19 protein-coding genes, 1 tRNA gene and 1 riboswitch are annotated in these 17,256 nt (G+C 70.5%); of the genes, 11 read left to right on the top strand and 9 right to left on the bottom strand.

The window, feature by feature from the left end:
- Positions 1 to 123: 123 nt before the first annotated feature.
- The 5 genes from ACK4UM_RS11750 to ACK4UM_RS11730 form a co-directional block, all read right to left on the bottom strand.
- Positions 124 to 1,023: an OmpA family protein gene (locus tag ACK4UM_RS11750; RefSeq protein WP_409798987.1), complete on the bottom strand. Its 900-nt coding sequence runs from the start codon at positions 1,021 to 1,023 to the stop codon at positions 124 to 126.
- A gap of 85 nt (positions 1,024 to 1,108) precedes the next feature.
- The gene (locus ACK4UM_RS11745; RefSeq protein WP_409798986.1) at positions 1,109 to 2,035 is read right to left on the bottom strand and encodes a DMT family transporter; all 927 of its coding nucleotides are present in this window, start codon (positions 2,033 to 2,035) and stop codon (positions 1,109 to 1,111) included.
- A gap of 89 nt (positions 2,036 to 2,124) precedes the next feature.
- Positions 2,125 to 2,454: a type II toxin-antitoxin system RelE/ParE family toxin gene (locus tag ACK4UM_RS11740; protein ID WP_409798984.1), complete on the bottom strand. Its 330-nt coding sequence runs from the start codon at positions 2,452 to 2,454 to the stop codon at positions 2,125 to 2,127.
- A gap of 1 nt (position 2,455) precedes the next feature.
- Positions 2,456 to 2,731 carry a type II toxin-antitoxin system ParD family antitoxin gene (locus tag ACK4UM_RS11735; protein WP_409798982.1) on the bottom strand — a complete coding sequence of 92 codons (276 nt, stop codon included), beginning with the start codon at positions 2,729 to 2,731 and terminating at the stop codon, positions 2,456 to 2,458.
- A 60-nt stretch (positions 2,732 to 2,791) separates the two neighbouring features.
- Positions 2,792 to 3,592: an AraC family ligand binding domain-containing protein gene (locus tag ACK4UM_RS11730; RefSeq protein WP_409798980.1), complete on the bottom strand. Its 801-nt coding sequence runs from the start codon at positions 3,590 to 3,592 to the stop codon at positions 2,792 to 2,794.
- Positions 3,593 to 3,746: 154 nt separating this feature from the next.
- Here ACK4UM_RS11730 and ACK4UM_RS11725 point away from each other — a divergent pair, with 154 nt between their 5' ends.
- Positions 3,747 to 4,613 carry an RNA polymerase factor sigma-32 gene (locus tag ACK4UM_RS11725; protein WP_409798978.1) on the top strand — a complete coding sequence of 289 codons (867 nt, stop codon included), beginning with the start codon at positions 3,747 to 3,749 and terminating at the stop codon, positions 4,611 to 4,613.
- A 12-nt stretch (positions 4,614 to 4,625) separates the two neighbouring features.
- Here ACK4UM_RS11725 and ACK4UM_RS11720 read toward each other — a convergent pair whose 3' ends face one another.
- Entirely contained in the window at positions 4,626 to 6,038 is a 1,413-nt protein-coding gene (locus ACK4UM_RS11720) for a M48 family metalloprotease (protein ID WP_409798976.1), read from the bottom strand.
- Between the two features lie 47 nt (positions 6,039 to 6,085).
- A complete protein-coding gene (locus ACK4UM_RS11715) occupies positions 6,086 to 6,877 on the bottom strand; it encodes a thermonuclease family protein (protein WP_409798975.1) in 792 nt (263 codons plus the stop codon).
- 169 nt (positions 6,878 to 7,046) lie between these two features.
- On the opposite strand from ACK4UM_RS11715, the gene ACK4UM_RS11710 reads away from it, so the two are divergent.
- From ACK4UM_RS11710 to ACK4UM_RS11695, 4 genes are all read left to right on the top strand, one after another.
- Entirely contained in the window at positions 7,047 to 7,322 is a 276-nt protein-coding gene (locus tag ACK4UM_RS11710; RefSeq protein WP_409798973.1) for a hypothetical protein, read from the top strand.
- A 69-nt stretch (positions 7,323 to 7,391) separates the two neighbouring features.
- A riboswitch (TPP riboswitch) is annotated at positions 7,392 to 7,491 on the top strand.
- Positions 7,492 to 7,555: 64 nt separating this feature from the next.
- Positions 7,556 to 8,320 carry a 3-oxoacyl-ACP reductase gene (locus ACK4UM_RS11705; protein WP_409798971.1) on the top strand — a complete coding sequence of 255 codons (765 nt, stop codon included), beginning with the start codon at positions 7,556 to 7,558 and terminating at the stop codon, positions 8,318 to 8,320.
- Between the two features lie 283 nt (positions 8,321 to 8,603).
- Positions 8,604 to 9,632 carry a DUF2333 family protein gene (locus tag ACK4UM_RS11700; protein WP_409798969.1) on the top strand — a complete coding sequence of 343 codons (1,029 nt, stop codon included), beginning with the start codon at positions 8,604 to 8,606 and terminating at the stop codon, positions 9,630 to 9,632.
- Between the two features lie 63 nt (positions 9,633 to 9,695).
- Positions 9,696 to 9,772: transfer RNA gene (locus ACK4UM_RS11695), tRNA-Arg, on the top strand.
- A gap of 77 nt (positions 9,773 to 9,849) precedes the next feature.
- Here the strand turns inward: ACK4UM_RS11695 and ACK4UM_RS11690 are convergent.
- Entirely contained in the window at positions 9,850 to 10,581 is a 732-nt protein-coding gene (locus ACK4UM_RS11690) for an SDR family oxidoreductase (RefSeq protein ID WP_409798967.1), read from the bottom strand.
- Between the two features lie 70 nt (positions 10,582 to 10,651).
- Between ACK4UM_RS11690 and ACK4UM_RS11685 the strand changes: the two genes are divergently transcribed.
- On the top strand, positions 10,652 to 11,284 hold the full coding sequence (locus ACK4UM_RS11685; protein ID WP_409798965.1) for a TetR/AcrR family transcriptional regulator: 633 nt from the start codon (positions 10,652 to 10,654) through the stop codon (positions 11,282 to 11,284).
- A gap of 144 nt (positions 11,285 to 11,428) precedes the next feature.
- Here the strand turns inward: ACK4UM_RS11685 and ACK4UM_RS11680 are convergent, their stop codons facing one another.
- Complete coding sequence (locus ACK4UM_RS11680) at positions 11,429 to 12,265, bottom strand: LuxR C-terminal-related transcriptional regulator (protein ID WP_409798963.1); 837 nt, start codon at positions 12,263 to 12,265, stop codon at positions 11,429 to 11,431.
- A 104-nt stretch (positions 12,266 to 12,369) separates the two neighbouring features.
- Between ACK4UM_RS11680 and ACK4UM_RS11675 the strand changes: the two genes are divergently transcribed.
- The 5 genes from ACK4UM_RS11675 (at position 12,370) to ACK4UM_RS11655 (ending at position 16,948) form a co-directional block, all read left to right on the top strand.
- Positions 12,370 to 13,251 (top strand): 3-keto-5-aminohexanoate cleavage protein, encoded by an 882-nt coding sequence (locus ACK4UM_RS11675; RefSeq protein ID WP_409798961.1) that lies wholly within the window; start codon positions 12,370 to 12,372, stop codon positions 13,249 to 13,251.
- A 40-nt stretch (positions 13,252 to 13,291) separates the two neighbouring features.
- Positions 13,292 to 14,317, top strand: coding sequence for a TRAP transporter substrate-binding protein DctP (gene dctP / locus ACK4UM_RS11670; RefSeq protein ID WP_409798959.1), 1,026 nt, complete (start codon positions 13,292 to 13,294; stop codon positions 14,315 to 14,317).
- 371 nt (positions 14,318 to 14,688) lie between these two features.
- Positions 14,689 to 15,198, top strand: coding sequence for a TRAP transporter small permease subunit (locus ACK4UM_RS11665; protein WP_409798957.1), 510 nt, complete (start codon positions 14,689 to 14,691; stop codon positions 15,196 to 15,198).
- Positions 15,198 to 16,523, top strand: coding sequence for a TRAP transporter large permease subunit (locus ACK4UM_RS11660; protein ID WP_409798955.1), 1,326 nt, complete (start codon positions 15,198 to 15,200; stop codon positions 16,521 to 16,523). The genes ACK4UM_RS11665 and ACK4UM_RS11660 overlap by 1 nt, the downstream gene beginning before the upstream one ends.
- A gap of 17 nt (positions 16,524 to 16,540) precedes the next feature.
- Positions 16,541 to 16,948 (top strand): RidA family protein, encoded by a 408-nt coding sequence (locus ACK4UM_RS11655; RefSeq protein ID WP_409798954.1) that lies wholly within the window; start codon positions 16,541 to 16,543, stop codon positions 16,946 to 16,948.
- Positions 16,949 to 17,256: the final 308 nt, after the last annotated feature.

Raw genomic sequence — 17,256 nt, 5'->3', positions numbered from 1 at the left:
CGAGGCGGCGGAGGGGGGCGAATCGGGGCGTGCGACGGATCATGGCGGCGGGCAGATGAGCACAAGCGCGCGCCCGACGCCACGCGCGTCCGGTCGCGGGGGAGGAGAACGGCCCGCCACGCTCTAGCGCGCGATGATCTCGACGCGGCGGTTGAGGGCGCGGCCCTCCTCGGTGGTGTTGGGCGCGACGGGGGCGAGGAAGCCCGCGCCCGCGAACAGCATGCGCGCCGGCGCGATGCCGTGATCGCGGGCGAGCGCGTTGCGCACCGCCTCGGCGCGGCGATGGGAGAGGCCGAGATTGTATTCGAGGCTGCCCTGGTTGTCGGTATGGCCGACGATGACGACCTCGAGCTCCGGCGAGGCCTGCAGGAAGGCCGCCATCTCCGCGAGCGTCGGGGCGCTCTGCGGCTCGATCGTGGCGCTGTCGAAGGCGAAGGTGATGCCGTAGAGCGCGATGCGCCCGGTCTCGCCGACGCTGCGCGCGATCTCGGCCGCGTCGATCATGCGGATCTCGAGCGGCGCCTCCTCGACGACGCCGAGCATCACGCGGGCATGCTTGTTGTGGTCGATCGAGACGATCACCGTTGCGTAGGCGTCGCCCTCCTCCGGCCGCTTCAGGCGCGCGGAGATGACGTGGTAGTCGAACCGGTCGACGACCATGCGCGGCAGCGGGAACTGGTCGACCGCGTTGAAGATGTCGCCGCAGGCGCGCGTCTCGCAGCGGAAGACGATCTCGAAGCCCCGTCCCTCGAGTGCGCGCTCGAAATTGCGCACCGCCGCCGCGACGGACAGCTCCGGCGGCATGATGTAGGAGATCCGCGTCACCCGGCCTTCGATCGTGCGGAAGCCCTCGCGCCCGGCCGCCTCCGGGAAGGGGTAGACGTCGAAGTCCCGCACGTCGTAGCCGTTGATCCGCGAGCCTTCGTAGCGGCCGACGAGGGGGTGGTCGGCGGAGCCCGGCAGGTCCTGCGCGAGCGCGGGTGCGGCGAGGAGGAGAGCGGCGGCGAGGAGGAGGGCGCGCATCGGTCGTGTTCCGAGAAGATCGCGATCGTGCCGATGATGCGCGAGAGGCGCCCGCCCGACAAGCCCGTCGGTGGAGCGTCGCCGCTCACGCGGCCCGTCGCGTCCGCAGGATCGCCCCGAGCGTCATCGCCGCGACGGCCGCGACCACGCAGGCGACGCCGAGCGCCTGGGCGGGGGTGATCGCCTCGCCGAGCAAGGCGGCCGCGAGCGCCACCGCCGTCACCGGCGCGACCGCCGTGAACAGGGAGGCCTCCGCCCCCGTGACCCGCGCCGCGCCCGCATACCAGAGCACGAAACCGAGCACCGTCGGGCCGACGGCGTAATAGACCACCGCCCACAGGGCCGGCGCGCTCGCCTCGAGCGCGAAGGGGTTCTCGAAGAGGAGGGCCGGGATGGCCGAGAGCACGAGGCCGATGCCGGTCATGATCGTCGAGAGCGCGAGCGGCGGGATGGGCGTCGCGAGGCGCTTGTTGAGGAGGATGAACAGCACCTCGCACAAGACCGCTGCGAGGATCAGGAGGTTGCCGAGGAGCGCGCCGGAGATGCCTCCCGCGCTCCCGCCTCCGTTCGCCCCGACGCTCACCGCGAGCACGCCGCCCGTCGCGACGAGGATCGCCAGAAGCGTCGCCGGGCGCGGGCGCTCGCCGAGCGCGAGGATCGAGAAGGCGGCGGCCGCGACCGGCAGCGTGCCGACGATCACCCCCGCATTCGCCGCCGAGGTGTGGACGAGCCCGGCGATCAGGAACACCGTGTAGCCGACGCTGCCCGCCCCCGCCTGCACGACGAGGAGCGCCGCGTCGCGCCGCGAGGGCCGCGGGACGGGCGTGCGTGTCGCTCGCATCAGGACGAGGAAGATCGGCAGCGCGATCGAAAAGCGCAAGGCGGTCGCGGTGAAGGGCGGCCAATCCGCCGCCACGAGCTTGCTCGCGATCACCGTCGTGCCCACGAGCGCCATCGCGCCCGCCACGAGGAGGTAGCCTTCGAGCGTGCGTCTGTCCAAGGAACCCGCCATCGCGCCCTCGTCTCCTGCCGAAACCGGGGGGAGGATCGCTGGCCGGGGTGGGGGCGTCTTGGACGGGATTGCGGGGGGAGGTAGCGGCGTCAGGAATTCTCGTCGTCCTCACCCCGCGGATAGAGCGCGTCGATGTCTCGCCCGCCATAGAAGATATTGGTCACGACGATCTGATCGTTGCTCACGAGATATGCGATCACCGCAACGCGTTCGAAGGCAATCGTCCGCAGTCCCACGGCGAGATCGTCGCGCGGCCGCCCCGACCACGGCGCGTCACCAATCCGTGAACAACGTGCTCGAATGCGGCGGACGAAAGCCATCGCAACCCGCGCGCTGCCGCCTTTTCGTATGATGTAGCGGAAAATGTCCTCGGCGTCTTCGACGGCGGCAGGTCGATAGACCACGGACAGGCGCCGCACGTCAGTCGTCCCTCGCGTCCTCGCCGATCAGTGCCTTGAGGCGTGCATCGAACTCTTCATCTGAAACATCTCGTCGCGGATCAGAAATCGAGCGGTGAACGCGGTCTTTGATCGCGTCGAGGCGGGTGGCGCGCTGGGCACGCTCGCGCTGCCAAACCCGAACCGCATCGCGAACTGCGTCGTTCGTCGAAGCGTATTCCCCGGATTCCACGCTCTCCCGAACCGCTCTCATCATGTCGGGCGGCATCGTCACGCTGATCTTGTCCGGTCGCTGCATCCGATGTCCCTCTGTCGACGGGAGACTAACATCGATCTCTCGTCGCATCCATCCGCCATGTCAAAGGCACGCCCGCGCATACGCCGCCGGCGTGACGCCGAGCGTTCGGACGAAATGGCGGTGCATGTGGCTCTGGTCGCAGAAGCCGGCGGCGATCGCGGCGTCCGCGAGGGCGGTGCCCGCGGCGATGGCGCGGCGCGCGGCCGCGACGCGCCTCTGCACGAGATAGGCGTGCGGCGTGAGCCCCGTCGCCTTGACGAAGCCGCGCAGGAGAGCGAAGCGGCTCGTGCTGGCCGCGCGCGCGAGGTCGGCGAGGTCGAGCGGCGTCGCGAAGGCCTCGTCGGCGAGGGCGCGGGCTCGCGCGATTCCCGCCGGGACGGCGCGCGCGGGGCGGGGATCCGCGGCGAGACGGTCGGCGAGGAGCGCGATCAGCGCCTCCTCGGCCGCGATCGGCGCGGCGCCCGGCGCCGTCGCCGCCGCGAGAAGCCGCTCGAAGCGCGCCGCCGCCCGCCCGTCCGCCAAAGCGGGCTCGGTGAATTCCGAGCGCGCGGCGGCGCCCTCGGCGATGTCGGCGAGGGTCGCGGCCACGATCTCGGGATCGAGATAGAGCATCGACCAGGCCCGGCCCCCGTCGCCGATCGGCGCGCCGTCGTGCACCTCGCCCGGATTGACGGTGATGAGGTGGCCGGGCCCCGCCTCGACGGGGCCGCGTCCGCTCGCGGAGGCCTGCGCGCCGCGGCGCAGGATGCCGATGCCGTATTGGTCGTGGCTGTGGCGGGCGAAGGTCCGGGCGCTGTCCGCGTGGACGGCCACCACGCCCGCGATGCGCGTGCGCTCGATGCGGAATTCGATCTGCCTCATCGCTCGATGGTGCGCGCGGGCGGCGCCGCCGTCAACGCGGCAGGCGCGAGCTCTTGCGCGCGCGCAAGCTGTTGCGGGCGCAGATGCTGGGGCTCGCGTGATCCGGCACGTCCCGTACGGCGTAAGCCTCCTTGACAAGACGAGGAGGCACGCTATGGCCGAGATCGCCGGTATCCGCCGCCAGTTCGTCCGCGCCGCCATGGACGCGCCCTTTCTCGAACGCGAGGAGGAGCGCCGGCTCGCCGAGCAATGGAAGGACCGCCAGGATCAGGAGGCGCTCCACCGCCTCACCTCGGCCCACATGCGCCTCGTGATCGCGCTCGCCTCCCGCTTCCGCCATTACGGCCTGCCGATGGCCGACCTCATCCAGGAAGGCCATGTCGGCCTCCTCGAGGCGGCCGCCCGCTTCGAGCCCGAGCGCGACGTGCGCTTCTCCACCTACGCCACCTGGTGGATCCGCGCCTCGATCCAGGATTACATCCTGCGCAATTGGTCGATCGTGCGCGGCGGCACCTCGTCGGCGCAGAAGGCGCTGTTCTTCAACCTGCGCCGCCTGCGCGCCCGCCTCACCCGTGCCGGCGAGGACCGGATGTCGGAGGAAGTCTATTCCGAGATCGCGGAGGCGATCGGCGTGTCGCTCAAGGACGTCGCGACGATGGACGCGCGCCTGTCCGGCCCCGACACCTCGCTCAACGCGCCGGTCTCGGACGCCGACGGCGGCGTCGCCGCCGAGCGGATGGAATTCCTCGTCGACGACGGCCCGCTCCAGGACGAGACGGTCGGCGGCGCCATCGACGCCGAGCGCCGCGTCGGCTGGCTCCAGGGCGCCCTCGAAGTGCTCAACGAGCGCGAATTGCGCATCCTCAAGGCCCGCCGCCTCGACGAGGAGCAGGCGACCCTCGAGGCGCTGGGCGACCGGCTCGGCATCTCGAAGGAGCGCGTGCGCCAGATCGAGAGCCGCGCGATGGAAAAGCTCAAGAAGGTTCTGATCGAGCGCCATCCGGAGATGGCGGCGGGGTGAGGGGGCGGCCCCTCACGGCGCCACGATCTTGTAGCTCCGGCCCGGCTCGACGCGGGCGGTGTCGAAGAGGCCGTTGAGGACGCGGAAGGTCTCGACGGGGTTCGCCGTGCGCATGCGCCGACCGAGCGTCTCGACGGTGTCGCCGGCTTGCGCGGTGACGATGCGCACGCGCAGGCGCGGCAGCGCGGCGAGCTCGGCCTGGGGCACGTTGCGCACGCTCGCGAGCGTCTCCTCGAAGGCCGCGCTCGCGCCGCCGTCGCCGGGACGATGGGCGACGATGAGCCGATAGGTGCCGCTCGGCGCCCGGATCGCGGCCACGCGAAAATGCCAGTCCCGGCCGATCGAGGTCCCCACCGCCGCGTCGAGCCCGTTGACGCGGCGCGGGGCGACGTCGCGGGTCTCGATGTCGTCCGTCCAGGTCGCGCGCACGACGTCCTCGAGCGAGCGGCCGGGGCTCGCCTCGACCGCGTCGAACATCAGCCGGCGGGCGCCGTCGGCGGAGGCGCCGAGCACCGCGCGGCTCGAATTGTCGAGGGTGAAGCCGGGCGGCGCCGAGAAGGCGATGGCAAGCCGCGCGTTCACGTAGGAATTGCCGACCACGAGCCCGTCGCGCGGATCGTCGCCGAAGGCGATGCCGTCGATCGCCGCGAGGAAGCGCTCGCGATCCCCCTCCCGCAGACCCGGCGCGCCGATGCGCCGCGCGGCCGCGCGCGCCTCGACGATGCGCTCGGTGGTGGCGGGATGGGTGGCGAGCCGGTCGAGCGAGGTCGGCTGCCGCTCGGCTCCGGGCAGAGCCGCCTGGAGATTGCCGAAGGCCTCGAGCGCCGTTAGGAACCGGGTGGCGCCGAACGGGTCGAAGCCGGCGCGATCGAGGGTGCGCACGCTCACCGCGTCCGCCTCGAGCTCCTGCGCGCGGGAGAAGCGGGCGAATTCGTAGCGGGAGGCGTCGCGGATGCGCGCGCTCGCGCTCTGATCGCGCAGGACGTCCGAGACGACGCGGGTGACGAGGGCGGAGCGCGCCTCGAGCTCGGTCCGCGCCGCCGCGTGTCGCAGGGTCACGTGGGCGATCTCGTGCGCCATCACGGCGGCGAGCTCGGAGGTGTCGTTGGCGAGCGCGATCAGTCCGCGGGTGACGTAGAGCCGCCCCGTCGGCAGCGCGAAGGCGTTCACCGCGGGCGAATCGAGGATGGTGATGCGGTAGCGCTTTTCCGGCCGCTCGGTCGCGGCGACGAGCCGGCCGGTGATCTCCTCGAGCAGCGCCTGGGTTCGCGGCGCGCGATACTCGCCGCCGAAGCTCGCGACGAGCTGCTCGTGCTCGCGGTCGACGCCCGTCACCGGCGGCGCGAGCACGGGCGGCGCCGGGGGCGGCGTCGGCACCGCGACGCAGCCCGTCAGCAGCAGGGCCGACAGGAGCGCGCTCCGCATCGCCGCCCCGCGCCGAGGCAGCCGGTGCCTGATTGTCGAGGAGCCTGTCATCTGACGCTCGGCCGCGCTTCCAAGATCTCGATCGTCTCCGCGGCCGTGACCGTCACGGCCGCTCCCCGCCAGTCCTGAATTATACCGCGCACGCGTATTCGTCGACCCCGAAGCGCGCGCGCGTCGAGCCCGCTCGCTTCGAGCCTCGCGAAGATCTCCGCCGGCACGATGGCGGTGAAGGTCTCCGCATCGGGTCCGGCGAAGTCGAGATAGACCCGCCGCTCGCGCACGCCGACGCTGCGCACGCGCCCCTCGACGAGGGCGAAGCGGTCGCGCGCGGCGGCGAGCGCGGGCGCGTCGTCGGCGGCGATCGGCTGCGCGTCCGGCTCCGCCCAGAGGCCGATCCCGTCCCGGCGCGCCTTGGTCTCGATCTCGAGAAGGCCCGGATCGCAGAGCCGGCCCATGTCGCCCGCGTCCACGAAGGCGAGACCGAGCGCGACGAGGCGTCGGGCGAGATCGGCGCCGTCCGCGTCTTCGGCGAGCGCGACGACGCCCGGCACGCGGCCCCAGCGATCGGGCGCGGCGTCGATCAGGCGCACCGTCACGGGTGCCTGGACCAGAGCGTCGAGGGCGGCGCGTGCATCGGCGCCGATCGCGCCTGCGTCCGCAAGCCGCACCCCGGACAGACGCACCGTCCGGCCGCTCGCGAGCCTCAATTCGCCGCGCGCCGGAATCCCCACGATTCGGTCGCTCTGCGCCTCTCCCCCGCACGCGATCGCCCCCGACGAGCCCGCGACGGCGACGAGAAGGGCCGCTGCGGCGGCGAGAATGCGGGCTCTGGCGGTCATCGTCTCTCCGGGCGGGGCTCGCGAGGGGGCGTCGCGGGGGAGCTTAGCGGGAGGCGGCGGCGCATGTCAGATCGGACGACCCCGAACAAAGGCCGGCTCTGGTCGGTTGTCGTCGCGAGTTCACGAAAGACGCGAGTACCCCGGGGCGCTCTCGACGGAAGAGACACGCATGAAGGCTGCCATCCTCGCGACGGGGCTCGTCGCCCTCCTCCTCGGCTCCACGCCGCTCGCCGCGCATTCCTGGTACGATCCGTGGTGCTGCAACGATCGGGATTGCCAACCCTACCCGCACGAGAACGTCACCGTGACGGACACGGGCTATCTCCTCCACGACGGCATGCTGGTGCCCTTCGACGAGGCGCGCACGAGCCAGGACGGCGACTATCACCGCTGCGTCCTCGCCGGCCAGCACCGCTGCTTCTACGCGCCGCCCGTCGGGATGTGACGCGTCGCGCCGATCCTCGCGGAGCGCGTCCGGGCGGTTGACGCGGTCGTGGGCGAGCGCGTATCGCTGCCGACAGGACGGGGGCGTCCGCGCACGACGCGCGGGCTGAGAGGTACCCTTCGAACCTGAACCGGATCATGCCGGCGTAGGGAGTCCGCGATGCCACCGTGCGCGGGCTCCCCGCGTCCGAACGCGTCGCCGCTCTCCGCGCCGAGCGTCAGGAGAGCGACGACGTGGCAAAGCCCATTTCCGACACCACCGTACTCGTCACCGGGGCCGGCCGCGGCCTCGGGGCGGCGATCGCCCGCGCCTTCGCCCGCGAGGGCGCGCGCGTGGCCATCAATTACCGGCGCAGCCGCGAGAAGGCCGAGGCGCTCGCCGACGAGCTCGGCCCGCGTTGCGCGGCCTTCCAGGCGGACGTCACCGACGCGCCCGCCGTCGCCGACATGGTGGCGCGGATCACCGAGCGACTCGGGCCGCCCGACGTCCTCGTCCACAACGCGCTCGCCGATTTCGCCTTCGACGGCGACGCCCGCAAGACCCTCGACCGGCTCGCCTGGGCGGACGTCGCGGCGCAGACCCAGACCGCGGTGGGCGGCGCGCTCGCCCTCGTCCAGGCGCTGCGCCCGCATTTCGCCGCGCAGAATTTTGGGCGCATCGTGACGATCGGCACCAATCTCGTGCAGAACCCGGTCGTGCCCTACCACGAATACGTCGCCGCCAAGGCCGCGCTCCTCGCCTTCACCCGCACCGCCGCCAAGGAACTCGGGCCGATCGGTGTGAGCGTCAACATGGTCTCGGGCGGTCTCCTGCGGGTGACGGACGCGAGCGCGGCGACGCCCGAGGCGGTGTTCGACATCATCGCCGCTCAGACCCCGCTCGGCCGGGTGACGACGCCCGAGGAGCTCGCCGACGCGGTGCTCTTCTTCGCCTCCCCCTGGGCGCGCGCGGTCACCGGCCAGAACCTCGTCGTCGACGGCGGGCTCGTCTTCGATTGACGAAATCGGCACGCGCGCTGTAGCGGTGTGGCGCATCCGTCGTCGCGAGTATCGCGGGCGAGGCGGATCGTCACGTCTTTGCGGTTTTCGTGAATTAAGCCGACGCGCCGCCCGTTGTCTTCGTAGATGATCCGATGAACGGCCGAGCTTCTCCGCTCTCGTCGAGCGGCGATGCTCGGAAAGAGACGGAGTTTGCGATGACGAATGGCGCCTACACGATGTCGCACGCGAGTCATGTCTCGGCGAGTCATGTCTTCACGATGCATGTCTCGGCGAGGGGGCCATGAGCGGGCTCGTCGAGACGCGGGAGGAGGGCGCGCCTGCGCGCGTCAACCTGCCCGTCCCCGCACCGGGTCCGCTGCGGCGCTTCCTGCGCCGGGCGTTCGGCACCCGCCCCTCGACCGCCGCGCGGCGCATCCTCGTCGCGCTGGCGACCGTTCTCGTGCTCTATTACGGGGTCCTCGGCGGGCTCGTGATGCATCGCGTCGATGCCGACGTGGACTTCGTGCCCCCGCGCGCCCTGCCCGGCGGAAGCCATGCGGTCGGGATGGCGGCGGCGCTCGTCGAGCGCGAAGTCACCACCCACCGCTGGACGGCGAACGACCCCTGGTTCTTCCCGACGGGGCTCCTCGACAACATGCCGAACTTCCAGCTCGGCATGATGCGCGCCATCGGGCGCTTCTCCATCGAGCTGATGGACACGATCGGGCGCACCCGCGGCACGGCGGAAATCGACGCCGATCTCGAGCGCGCGACGGGCTTCCTGCAATTCCCCGGCGACGTCTGGCTGATCGATCTCGGCAAGTCCTGGCTGCCCATCGTGCCCGCCGAGGTCCAGTTCCGCGCGGGCGTGCGGGCGCTCGAGAGCTACAATGCGCGCGTCGCGCAGGGCGGCGCCATGTTCGCGCGCCGCGCCGACGCGCTCGCGCTGGCGCTCACGCGGCTCGGCGCGGATCTGAACGCCCGCGCGGCGCTCCTCGACCGCCATGTCCAGACGAGCCGGCGGACGATCGACTTCGTCTCGGACGACATCTTCTACTTCAACAAGGGCATGCTCTACGCCTATTACATGCTGCTGCGCGAGCTGGGGCGTGACTTCGAGCAGCCGATCGCGGCCGCCGGCGCGGGTCTCGTCTGGGCCCAGGCGCTCGAGAGCCTGCGCAAGGCCTCGCAGCTGCAGCCCCTCGTCGTCATGAACGCGCCCGGCGAGGACAGCATCTTCGCCAACCACCTGTTCATGCAGGGCTTCTACATGAAGCGCGCGACCGTCCAGCTCGACGAGGTCGTCCGCACGCTCGCCGTCCGCGGCTGACGGCGAGCGGGCCTCCGCGGCGGGTGGAAAGAGCGGCGCACGCGTGGTATGGACGCCTCGTGCGGTCCCGTAGCTCAGCAGGACAGAGCAGCGGTTTCCTAAACCGTTGGTCGGAGGTTCGAGTCCTCCCGGGATCGCCACGACCCTCGTGGCTCCCGGCCGCAGACGAGGCCCGGAGCGGTCTCGCGGTTCTCTCGTCGCCGCCGCCTTGCCGAGATCACCAGGAGACGGCGCCGTCGGGCGCGACGAACCGTCCGGAGGGGGCATCGGGGCCGAGCAGCGCATAGCGCACGGGCAGGCGCGCGCCCTCGGCGGGCGTCATGAAGCCATTGCCGCCGGTCAGGTCCGTCTTCACGTAGCCGGGCGCCACCGAGTTGACGACGATCGCCGTGCCCTTCAATTCTGCGGCCAATTGCACGGTGAGCATGTTCAGCGCGGCCTTGGACGCATTGTATCCGATCAGCCGCGCCTCGTAATACGGCGAGGAGGGATCGCCGTTGACGGCCAGCGATCCCAATGTCGTGGCGAGGTTGACGATCCGACCGGCCGCAGACCGGCGCAGCAACGGCAGCATCGCCTGCGTCACCGCCAACGTGCCGAGGAAGTTCGTCTCCATCAGCTTTCGTGCCGCGCCGACCCTCGCGCCGCTCGGCGGACCGTCTTCGGCATCGACGATGCCGGCATTGTTCACGAGAATGTCGAGACGGCCGTGCCTCGCGGAGATCTCGGCGGCGGCGGCTGCGATCGTGTCGTCGCGAACGAGGTCGATCTCGATCGCTTCCACGGGCAGTCCGGCTTGCGTCAGCGCGATGGCGGCCGTCTGCCCGCGTCGCGGATCGCGGGCGCCCATCACGACGGTGACGCCCGCTTCCGCCAGCTGTTTTGCAATCTCTAGACCGATGCCTTTGTTGGCACCCGTCACCAGGGCGATCTTCTTCGTGTCGGTCATTTCCGTTCTCGGTTGTTGGCGAACCACGCCGACTACAATATGAAGGATCGCTCGCATTTGGGATTCGCATATGGACGCGACGCCGCCGGATCGTCTGAGAGCCCGCAAGAAGCCGCGGCAGGCGCGGTCGAGTGCGACGGTCGACGCGATTTTCGAAGCGACCATTCAGGTTTTGATCGGCGAGGGGAGGAACCGGCTGACCACGACGCGCGTCGCCGAGCGTGCCGGCGTGTCGGTCGGCACGATGTACCAGTACTTCCCGCACAAGCAGGCACTGATCTACGCGCTCAACGAGCGATACCTCGATCGGCTGGCCGAGCGCGTGGAAGAGGCCTGTCTCGCGCAACACGGCAGGTCGACGAGGGAGATGGTCGAAGCGCTCGTCACCGCCTATTGGGATGCCAAGACCGAGCGCATCGACGTCACCCGGGCGCTCTACGCCTCTGCGGTCGAGCTCGACAACGAGGCGCTGATCGGCGCGTTCGCCGCGCGCATGGATGCGGCGACCATGGCGATGCTTCGGAGCGCGCCGACGGCGAACTACACCGACCTCGAGCTCGTGAACGTGACCCTCCTGTCGGTCGTTTTCGGGACCGTTCGGAACGTCTTCGAACGCAATCTGCCCCCGTCCGAGCAGATTGCGATCCGCGAGCAGCTCACGGCGATGTGCCTGTCGTATCTCGAGTCGTCGGGCGCGTCGTGACTCGTGAACGCATCGGTGGATCATCGGGACGTCGAACGACGGCCTTCATTGCAAGTCTCGACGCGAGCCCTGCACGGCGCGGATCAAGTCGAACGCTCGCGCGCCTCGGGGCGGATGAGGCCGGCGCGGTGACGGTTGGGCGCGTCACGCGGCGCCGCCCGCGAGGCGTCTGCGGTTGGGCACGCCGAGCGTCTTGAGGATCGCGGAGACGTGCAGCTTGGCGGTGCCGGGGGAGATGCCGAGCTCGATGGCGATCGCCTTGTTCGACAGGCCGCGACGCACGAGGGCGAGGATCTCGCGCTGGCGCGGGGAGAGACGGGCGGACGCGCTCTCGATCGCCTCGCCGCGGCCCTCCGGCGCGCCGGTCGCGAGCGTCCGCAGGCGGGCGATCTCCGCCTTGATCGCGGCGCAGGTCGCCGCGTCGAGCCGCATGCCGGGCGCGAGCGCCTGCGCGGCCGCGTCGAGCCGCGCGAGCGGATCGCGCAGACGGGCGCCGAGCGCGCCGAGCGATTGGGCGAGGAGCCCGTGCGCACGCTCGGCCTCGCCCTTGGCGACCCGCAGCGCCGCCTCCGCCTCGACCTCCCGGGTGACGTCGATGACGATGCCGTCCCAGACGACGCAGCCGTCCTCGCGCAGATGCGGGCGGGCGATGCCGCGCGCCCAATGCACCCGCCCGTCCATCCCCACCACCCGCACGCGATGATCGAGGAGCCCCATCGTCGCCGCGCTCACTTCGAGATCGGCGACGAAGCGCTCGCGATCCTCCGGGTGGATCCAGTCGAACCGCACCCGCTCCTCGGCGAGGAGGCGCTCGTGGTCGATGTCGAAATGCCGGAAGAGCCCGCTCGACAGGAACTCGAAATGGTAGGCGCCGTCGGGCGTGCGCACGCGCCGATAGACGTTGCCGGGCAGGTTCTCGATCAGCACCTCGACCGAGGGCGGCGAGGAGCCCCGACCGTGGGTGGCGCGGGTCTTGGGCACCGAGTCTCTCCTGATGGCATATGCCTCTTGACCAGAGAGCATATACCGATAGCCTCCTTGCGCAAGGGCGCCGACAGAGCGTCGCGGGATCAGGGAGGAGCGCGATGCGCAAGCTGATCATCGAGGCCCGCGTCAACGAGTACATGCTCCGCGAGGAGGGAAACCCCAACGTTCCCTATTCGCCCGAGGAGATCGCGGCGGACGCGGTCGCCTGCCGGGAGGCGGGCGCGGCGGTGCTGCATTTCCACGCGCGGCGCCCCGACGGCGCGCCCGAACATGCGGCGCAGGCCTATGCCGAAACGGTCGCGCGCATCCGCGCCGCCTCCGACATCCTCGTCCACCCGACGCTCGGCTACGTGACGCTCGACGCCTCGAGCGAGTCGCGGCTCGACCACGTTCTGCGCATGGCGCAGGATCGCGAGCGCGCGCCCCATTTCGCGCCGATGGACATGGGCTCGGTCAATGTCGACCGCTACAATGCGCAGGCGCGCCGCTTCGAGACGAAGGGGCTGATCTACAAGAACGGCACCGACACGCTCGAATATTTCGCGAACAACATCCGCGCGGCGGGGCTGAAACCCTATCTCGTCTCCTGGAACATCGGCTTCACGCGTTATGCGAGCGCCTTCCTCGAGATGGGGCTCCTCGACGAGCCGGCTTATCTCTGCTTCTGCCTGACCGACAACACCTTCCTCGGCGGCCATCCGGGCACGCTCAAGGGCCTGCAGGCCCATCTCGATTTCCTGCCGCAGGACCGGCGGGTCGAATGGACGGTGTGCAATTTCGGCGGAAACCTGTTCGCGCTCGCCGCCACCGTCATCAGCCTGGGCGGGCACATCTCGATCGGGCTCGGCGACTACACCTATCGCGAGCTCGGCACGCCGACGAATGCCGAGCTCGTCGCCCGCATCCGCGAGATCGCCCGCGAGCTCGGCCGCGAGGTGGCGAGCCCCGACGAAGCCAAGCACATCCTCGGCATGCGCTGACGCGGCCGAGAGGGGATACGAACCAAGGGAGGAGCAAGCCATGCCATCACGTCGCGACATCCTCAAGGCGGCCGCGGCCGCGCCCTTCGTCCTCGCCGCGCCGGCCGTCCTGACGCGCCCCGCCCGCGCGCAGACGACCTTGCGCATCCAGGGCTTCCTCGCCGCCGCCTCGCCCACCCACCGCGCCTTCGAGGCCATGGCGGGCAAGGTCTCCGAGCGCACCGGCGGGGCGCTCGCGCTGCAGACGCTGCCCGCGGGCGCCGTCGTCGGCCCGCCCGAGACGATCAACGCGGTGCAGGCGGGCATTCTCGACGGGCATTATTCGTCCTCCTCCTTCTTCGCCGCGCGCAATCCCGCCTTCATCGTCTACGGCGACACCGGCGCCTCCTACGACGACGTCAAGACGCGCGACCGCTGGTATGCGGAAGGGGAGGGGGAGGCGATCGGGCGCGATCTCTATGCGCGCGAGAACATGCATTACGTCGCCAACGTCTTCTGGCCCTCCGAGCACATCCCGTCGCGGGTGCCGCTGCGCGGGGTGTCCGATCTCGAGAACCTCAAGATCCGCGTGCCGCCGGGCATGATCTCGGAGATCTTCGGCATGGCGGGCGCAGCCGTCGTCAACCTGCCGGGCGGCGAGGTCTTCAACGCCTTCCAATCGGGCGTCATCGACGCGGTCGACTGGGCGAGTCCGGGGCAGAATTACGAGGTCGGCCTCTACCGCATCGCGCGCTATTCGGTCGACGCCGCCCATTCGATGCCCGCGACCGAGATCGCCTTCTCGCGCCGCGTGTGGGAGGGGCTCTCCGACGAGCATCGCACCGCGCTGGAGGAGGAGATCCGCGCGATGTCGGCGGGCTTGCGCGAGCAGATCCGCGCCGACGACGAGGCCGCGCTCGAGCGCATCCGCGCCGAGGGCGTCGAGATCATCGAATGGGAGGCCGACGAGGTCGCGAAGCTGCGCGCGCTCACCTCGCAGAAGCAGGACGAGATCGCCGGCCAGGACGAGATCGCCGCCCGCATCGTCGCAAGCCACCGCGCCTTCCAGGCCGAACTCGGCTTGTGAGGGCGCGGCGACACGGGAGTGCGTAAAGCTTACACGGCGTCCTTCTCCTTTACTCCGAGACTTCTCGATTTCTTCCCAGAGGTGTCATCCCGGACGCCGAAGGCGATCCGGGACCCATACCCACAACGTGTCGGTCGCAGCCTGTAGGCTGCGTTTCTCCGACGACTGATGCTCGGACCTTCCGGAACGAGCGCGGCATGCGCGCTCGGACGATCGTCGGAGCATATGGGTCCCGGGTCCGCTTCGCGGCCCGGGATGACAACCGTCGGCAGATTCACAGATCCCGAGGGGAAGGAGAGGGGCTGGGGTCGAACTAGGGGCGTCGTCATCGTCGTCGATCGCTGCGACACTGGAAAAGGAGAGGGCGCGTCGTGGAATCCTCCGGGCCGATCGGGCGTCTCGCCCAGGCGATCGGGCGTGCGGCGGCGATGCTTTTCGTCGCGGCCGCCGCGATCTCCGTCTACGAAGTGGCGATGCGCTACGGGCTCGGGCGGCCCTCCGCCTGGGCGCACGTGCTCGTGACGAGCCTGTGCGCCATCGGCTTCGCGCTCGGCGGCGCCTATGCGATGGCGCGCGGCGAGCACGTGCGCATCACCGTCGTGCTCGACCGCCTGCGCGGGCGGATGCGCATGGGTGCGGAGGTGCTCGCGCTCCTCGTCGGCCTGTTCTACCTCGCCGGGCTCGGCTACGGGCTGTGGATCGTCGCCGAGGGGGCGATCATGCGCTTCGGGCCGATGGGCTGGACGCCGGAGCGCACGCCCGGCCCGCCCAATTGGCCGCTGCCGGCGCTCTTCAAGGGCGTTTTCGTCCTGGCGACCGCGCTCTTCGCTCTCGTGGCGATCGAGCGGCTCGTGCGCCTCGCGCTCGGGCGGGGGCGCTGATGCTGGGCGGGCTCGACATAGCCACCTGGAGCGCGATCATCGTCGCGGCGATGGTGATCCTCCTCGTCGCGGGCGTGCCGCTCGCCTTCACGACGGGCTCGATCGCCGTCGCCCTGTGCCTCATCCTCTACGGGCCGCAGAGCCTCTTCCTCGTCGCGAGCCGCTCGGTCGAGTTCCTCGACAGCTACATCCTCGTCGCGGTGCCGTTCTTCATCCTGATGGCGTCGTTGATGGAGCGATCGGGGATCGCGAAGGACCTCTACGACGCGCTCAATGTCTGGGCGGGGCGGATGCCGGGCGGGCTCGGCGTGGTGACGGTCTTCGTCGGGGTGATCCTCGCCTCGACGGTGGGCGTCATCGGCGGCGAGATCGTGCTCCTCGGCCTCGTCGCGCTGCCCCAGCTCCTGCGGCTCGGCTACGACCGCAAGCTCGCGATCGGCACGATCTGCGCGTCGGGCTCGCTCGGCACGATGATCCCGCCCTCCGTCATCCTCGTCTTCTTCGGCATCACGGCGGGCGCGTCGGTGGGCGATCTCTTCCTCGCCTCGCTGATGCCGGGCCTGCTGCTCGCGGCGCTCTACGTCGCCTACATCGTCGCGCGCTGCATGCTCGATCCGAAGATGGGTCCGCCGCCGCCCGAGCACGAGCTCGCGATGCCGCTCGCGCAGAAGCTCCTCCTCCTGCGCGGGGTGGCGCTCCCGATCCTGATCGCCGTCGTCGTGCTCGGCTCGATCTATCTCGGCTTCGCCTCGGTGACGGAATCGGCCGCGATCGGCGTCGCCGGCGTCGCGCTCGCGATCGCGGTGCGGGGGCAATTGACGCTCTCCCTCGTGCGCGCGGCCGCCTTCCAGACGATGGCGACCTGCGGGGTGGTGCTCTGGCTCGTCCTCGGCACCAACGCGCTCATCGGGGTGTACAATCTCATGGGGGGCATCGACTTCGCCCGCTCGTTGCTCACCGGCCTGCCGCTGCCGCCGCTCGCGCTGATCCTCGTGATGGTCGGCGTGTGGATCCTGCTCGGGTTCTTCCTCGACTGGATCGGCATCATGCTGCTCACGATGCCGATCTTCGTGCCGGCCGCCGAGGCGCTCGGCTACGACCGGATCTGGCTCGGCATCCTCTTCAACATCGCGATGCAGATCGCCTATCTCACGCCGCCCTTCGCGCCCGCCGCCTTCTACCTCAAGGGCGTCGCGCCCCCCGAGATCGGGCTCGACGAGATCTTCTCGGCGATGTGGCCCTTCATCGCCCTCCAGATCGTCGGCCTCGCATTGGTGATCGCCTTCCCGCAGATCGCGCTCTGGCTGCCGAGCCTCGCCCGCTGAACCCGAGGAGACCAATCATGACGCAGCGTCGGATGATCGTGCCGCAGGGGATGGAGGCGATCGTCGAGCGCTTCCGCTACGCGCCCGGCGTGCTCGTCGGCGACACGCTCTACGTGTCGGGCCAGGTCGGCCGCGACGAGAGCCTCGCCGTGATCGAGGACCGGGAGCGGCAGTTCGAGCGCTGCTTCCTCAATATCGGCAAGGTGCTCGACGCGGCCGGTTTCGGCTTCGCCGACATCGTCGAGCTCGAAAGCTGGTTCCTCGACTTCCCCGCCGACCTGCCGCTCTTCATGCAGGTGAAGGATCGTTTCATCAAAGGCCCGGTCTACCCCACCTGGACCGGCTTCGGCGTCGCCGCCTTCTCGATGCCCGGCATCGTCTGCGAGGTGAAGGTGACGGCCATCCGCGGGGGAGGGGCGTCTTGATTGCGCCCGCTTGCCGCCGTGCATCCCTCCCCGGAGGGGAGGGTGGCCTCGGGAGCGGCAGCGACCGAGGTCGGGTGGGGCCCGAGGCGTGCAGGCACAGTCTCCACCCGGGCCCTCTCCTTCCCCTGAGGGGCTACGGAGTGCGCATATCAACCTCTTTCGGTGTGATCTCTGCGAATCGAGGCCGCTCTTGTCCTTCCCCCTTGGGGGAAGGTGGCCCGGCGCCGAAGGCGACGGGTCGGATGGGGGTCGTCGAGGCGGCACCGTCGCGGTTCCTCCTGCACGGGGGGGGGGCCGCCCCCCCCCCC

It is taken from the genome of Salinarimonas sp. (assembly GCF_046292825.1).
GTDB lineage: Bacteria > Pseudomonadota > Alphaproteobacteria > Rhizobiales > Beijerinckiaceae > Salinarimonas.
This window is presented reverse-complemented; position numbering and strand designations above follow the sequence as displayed.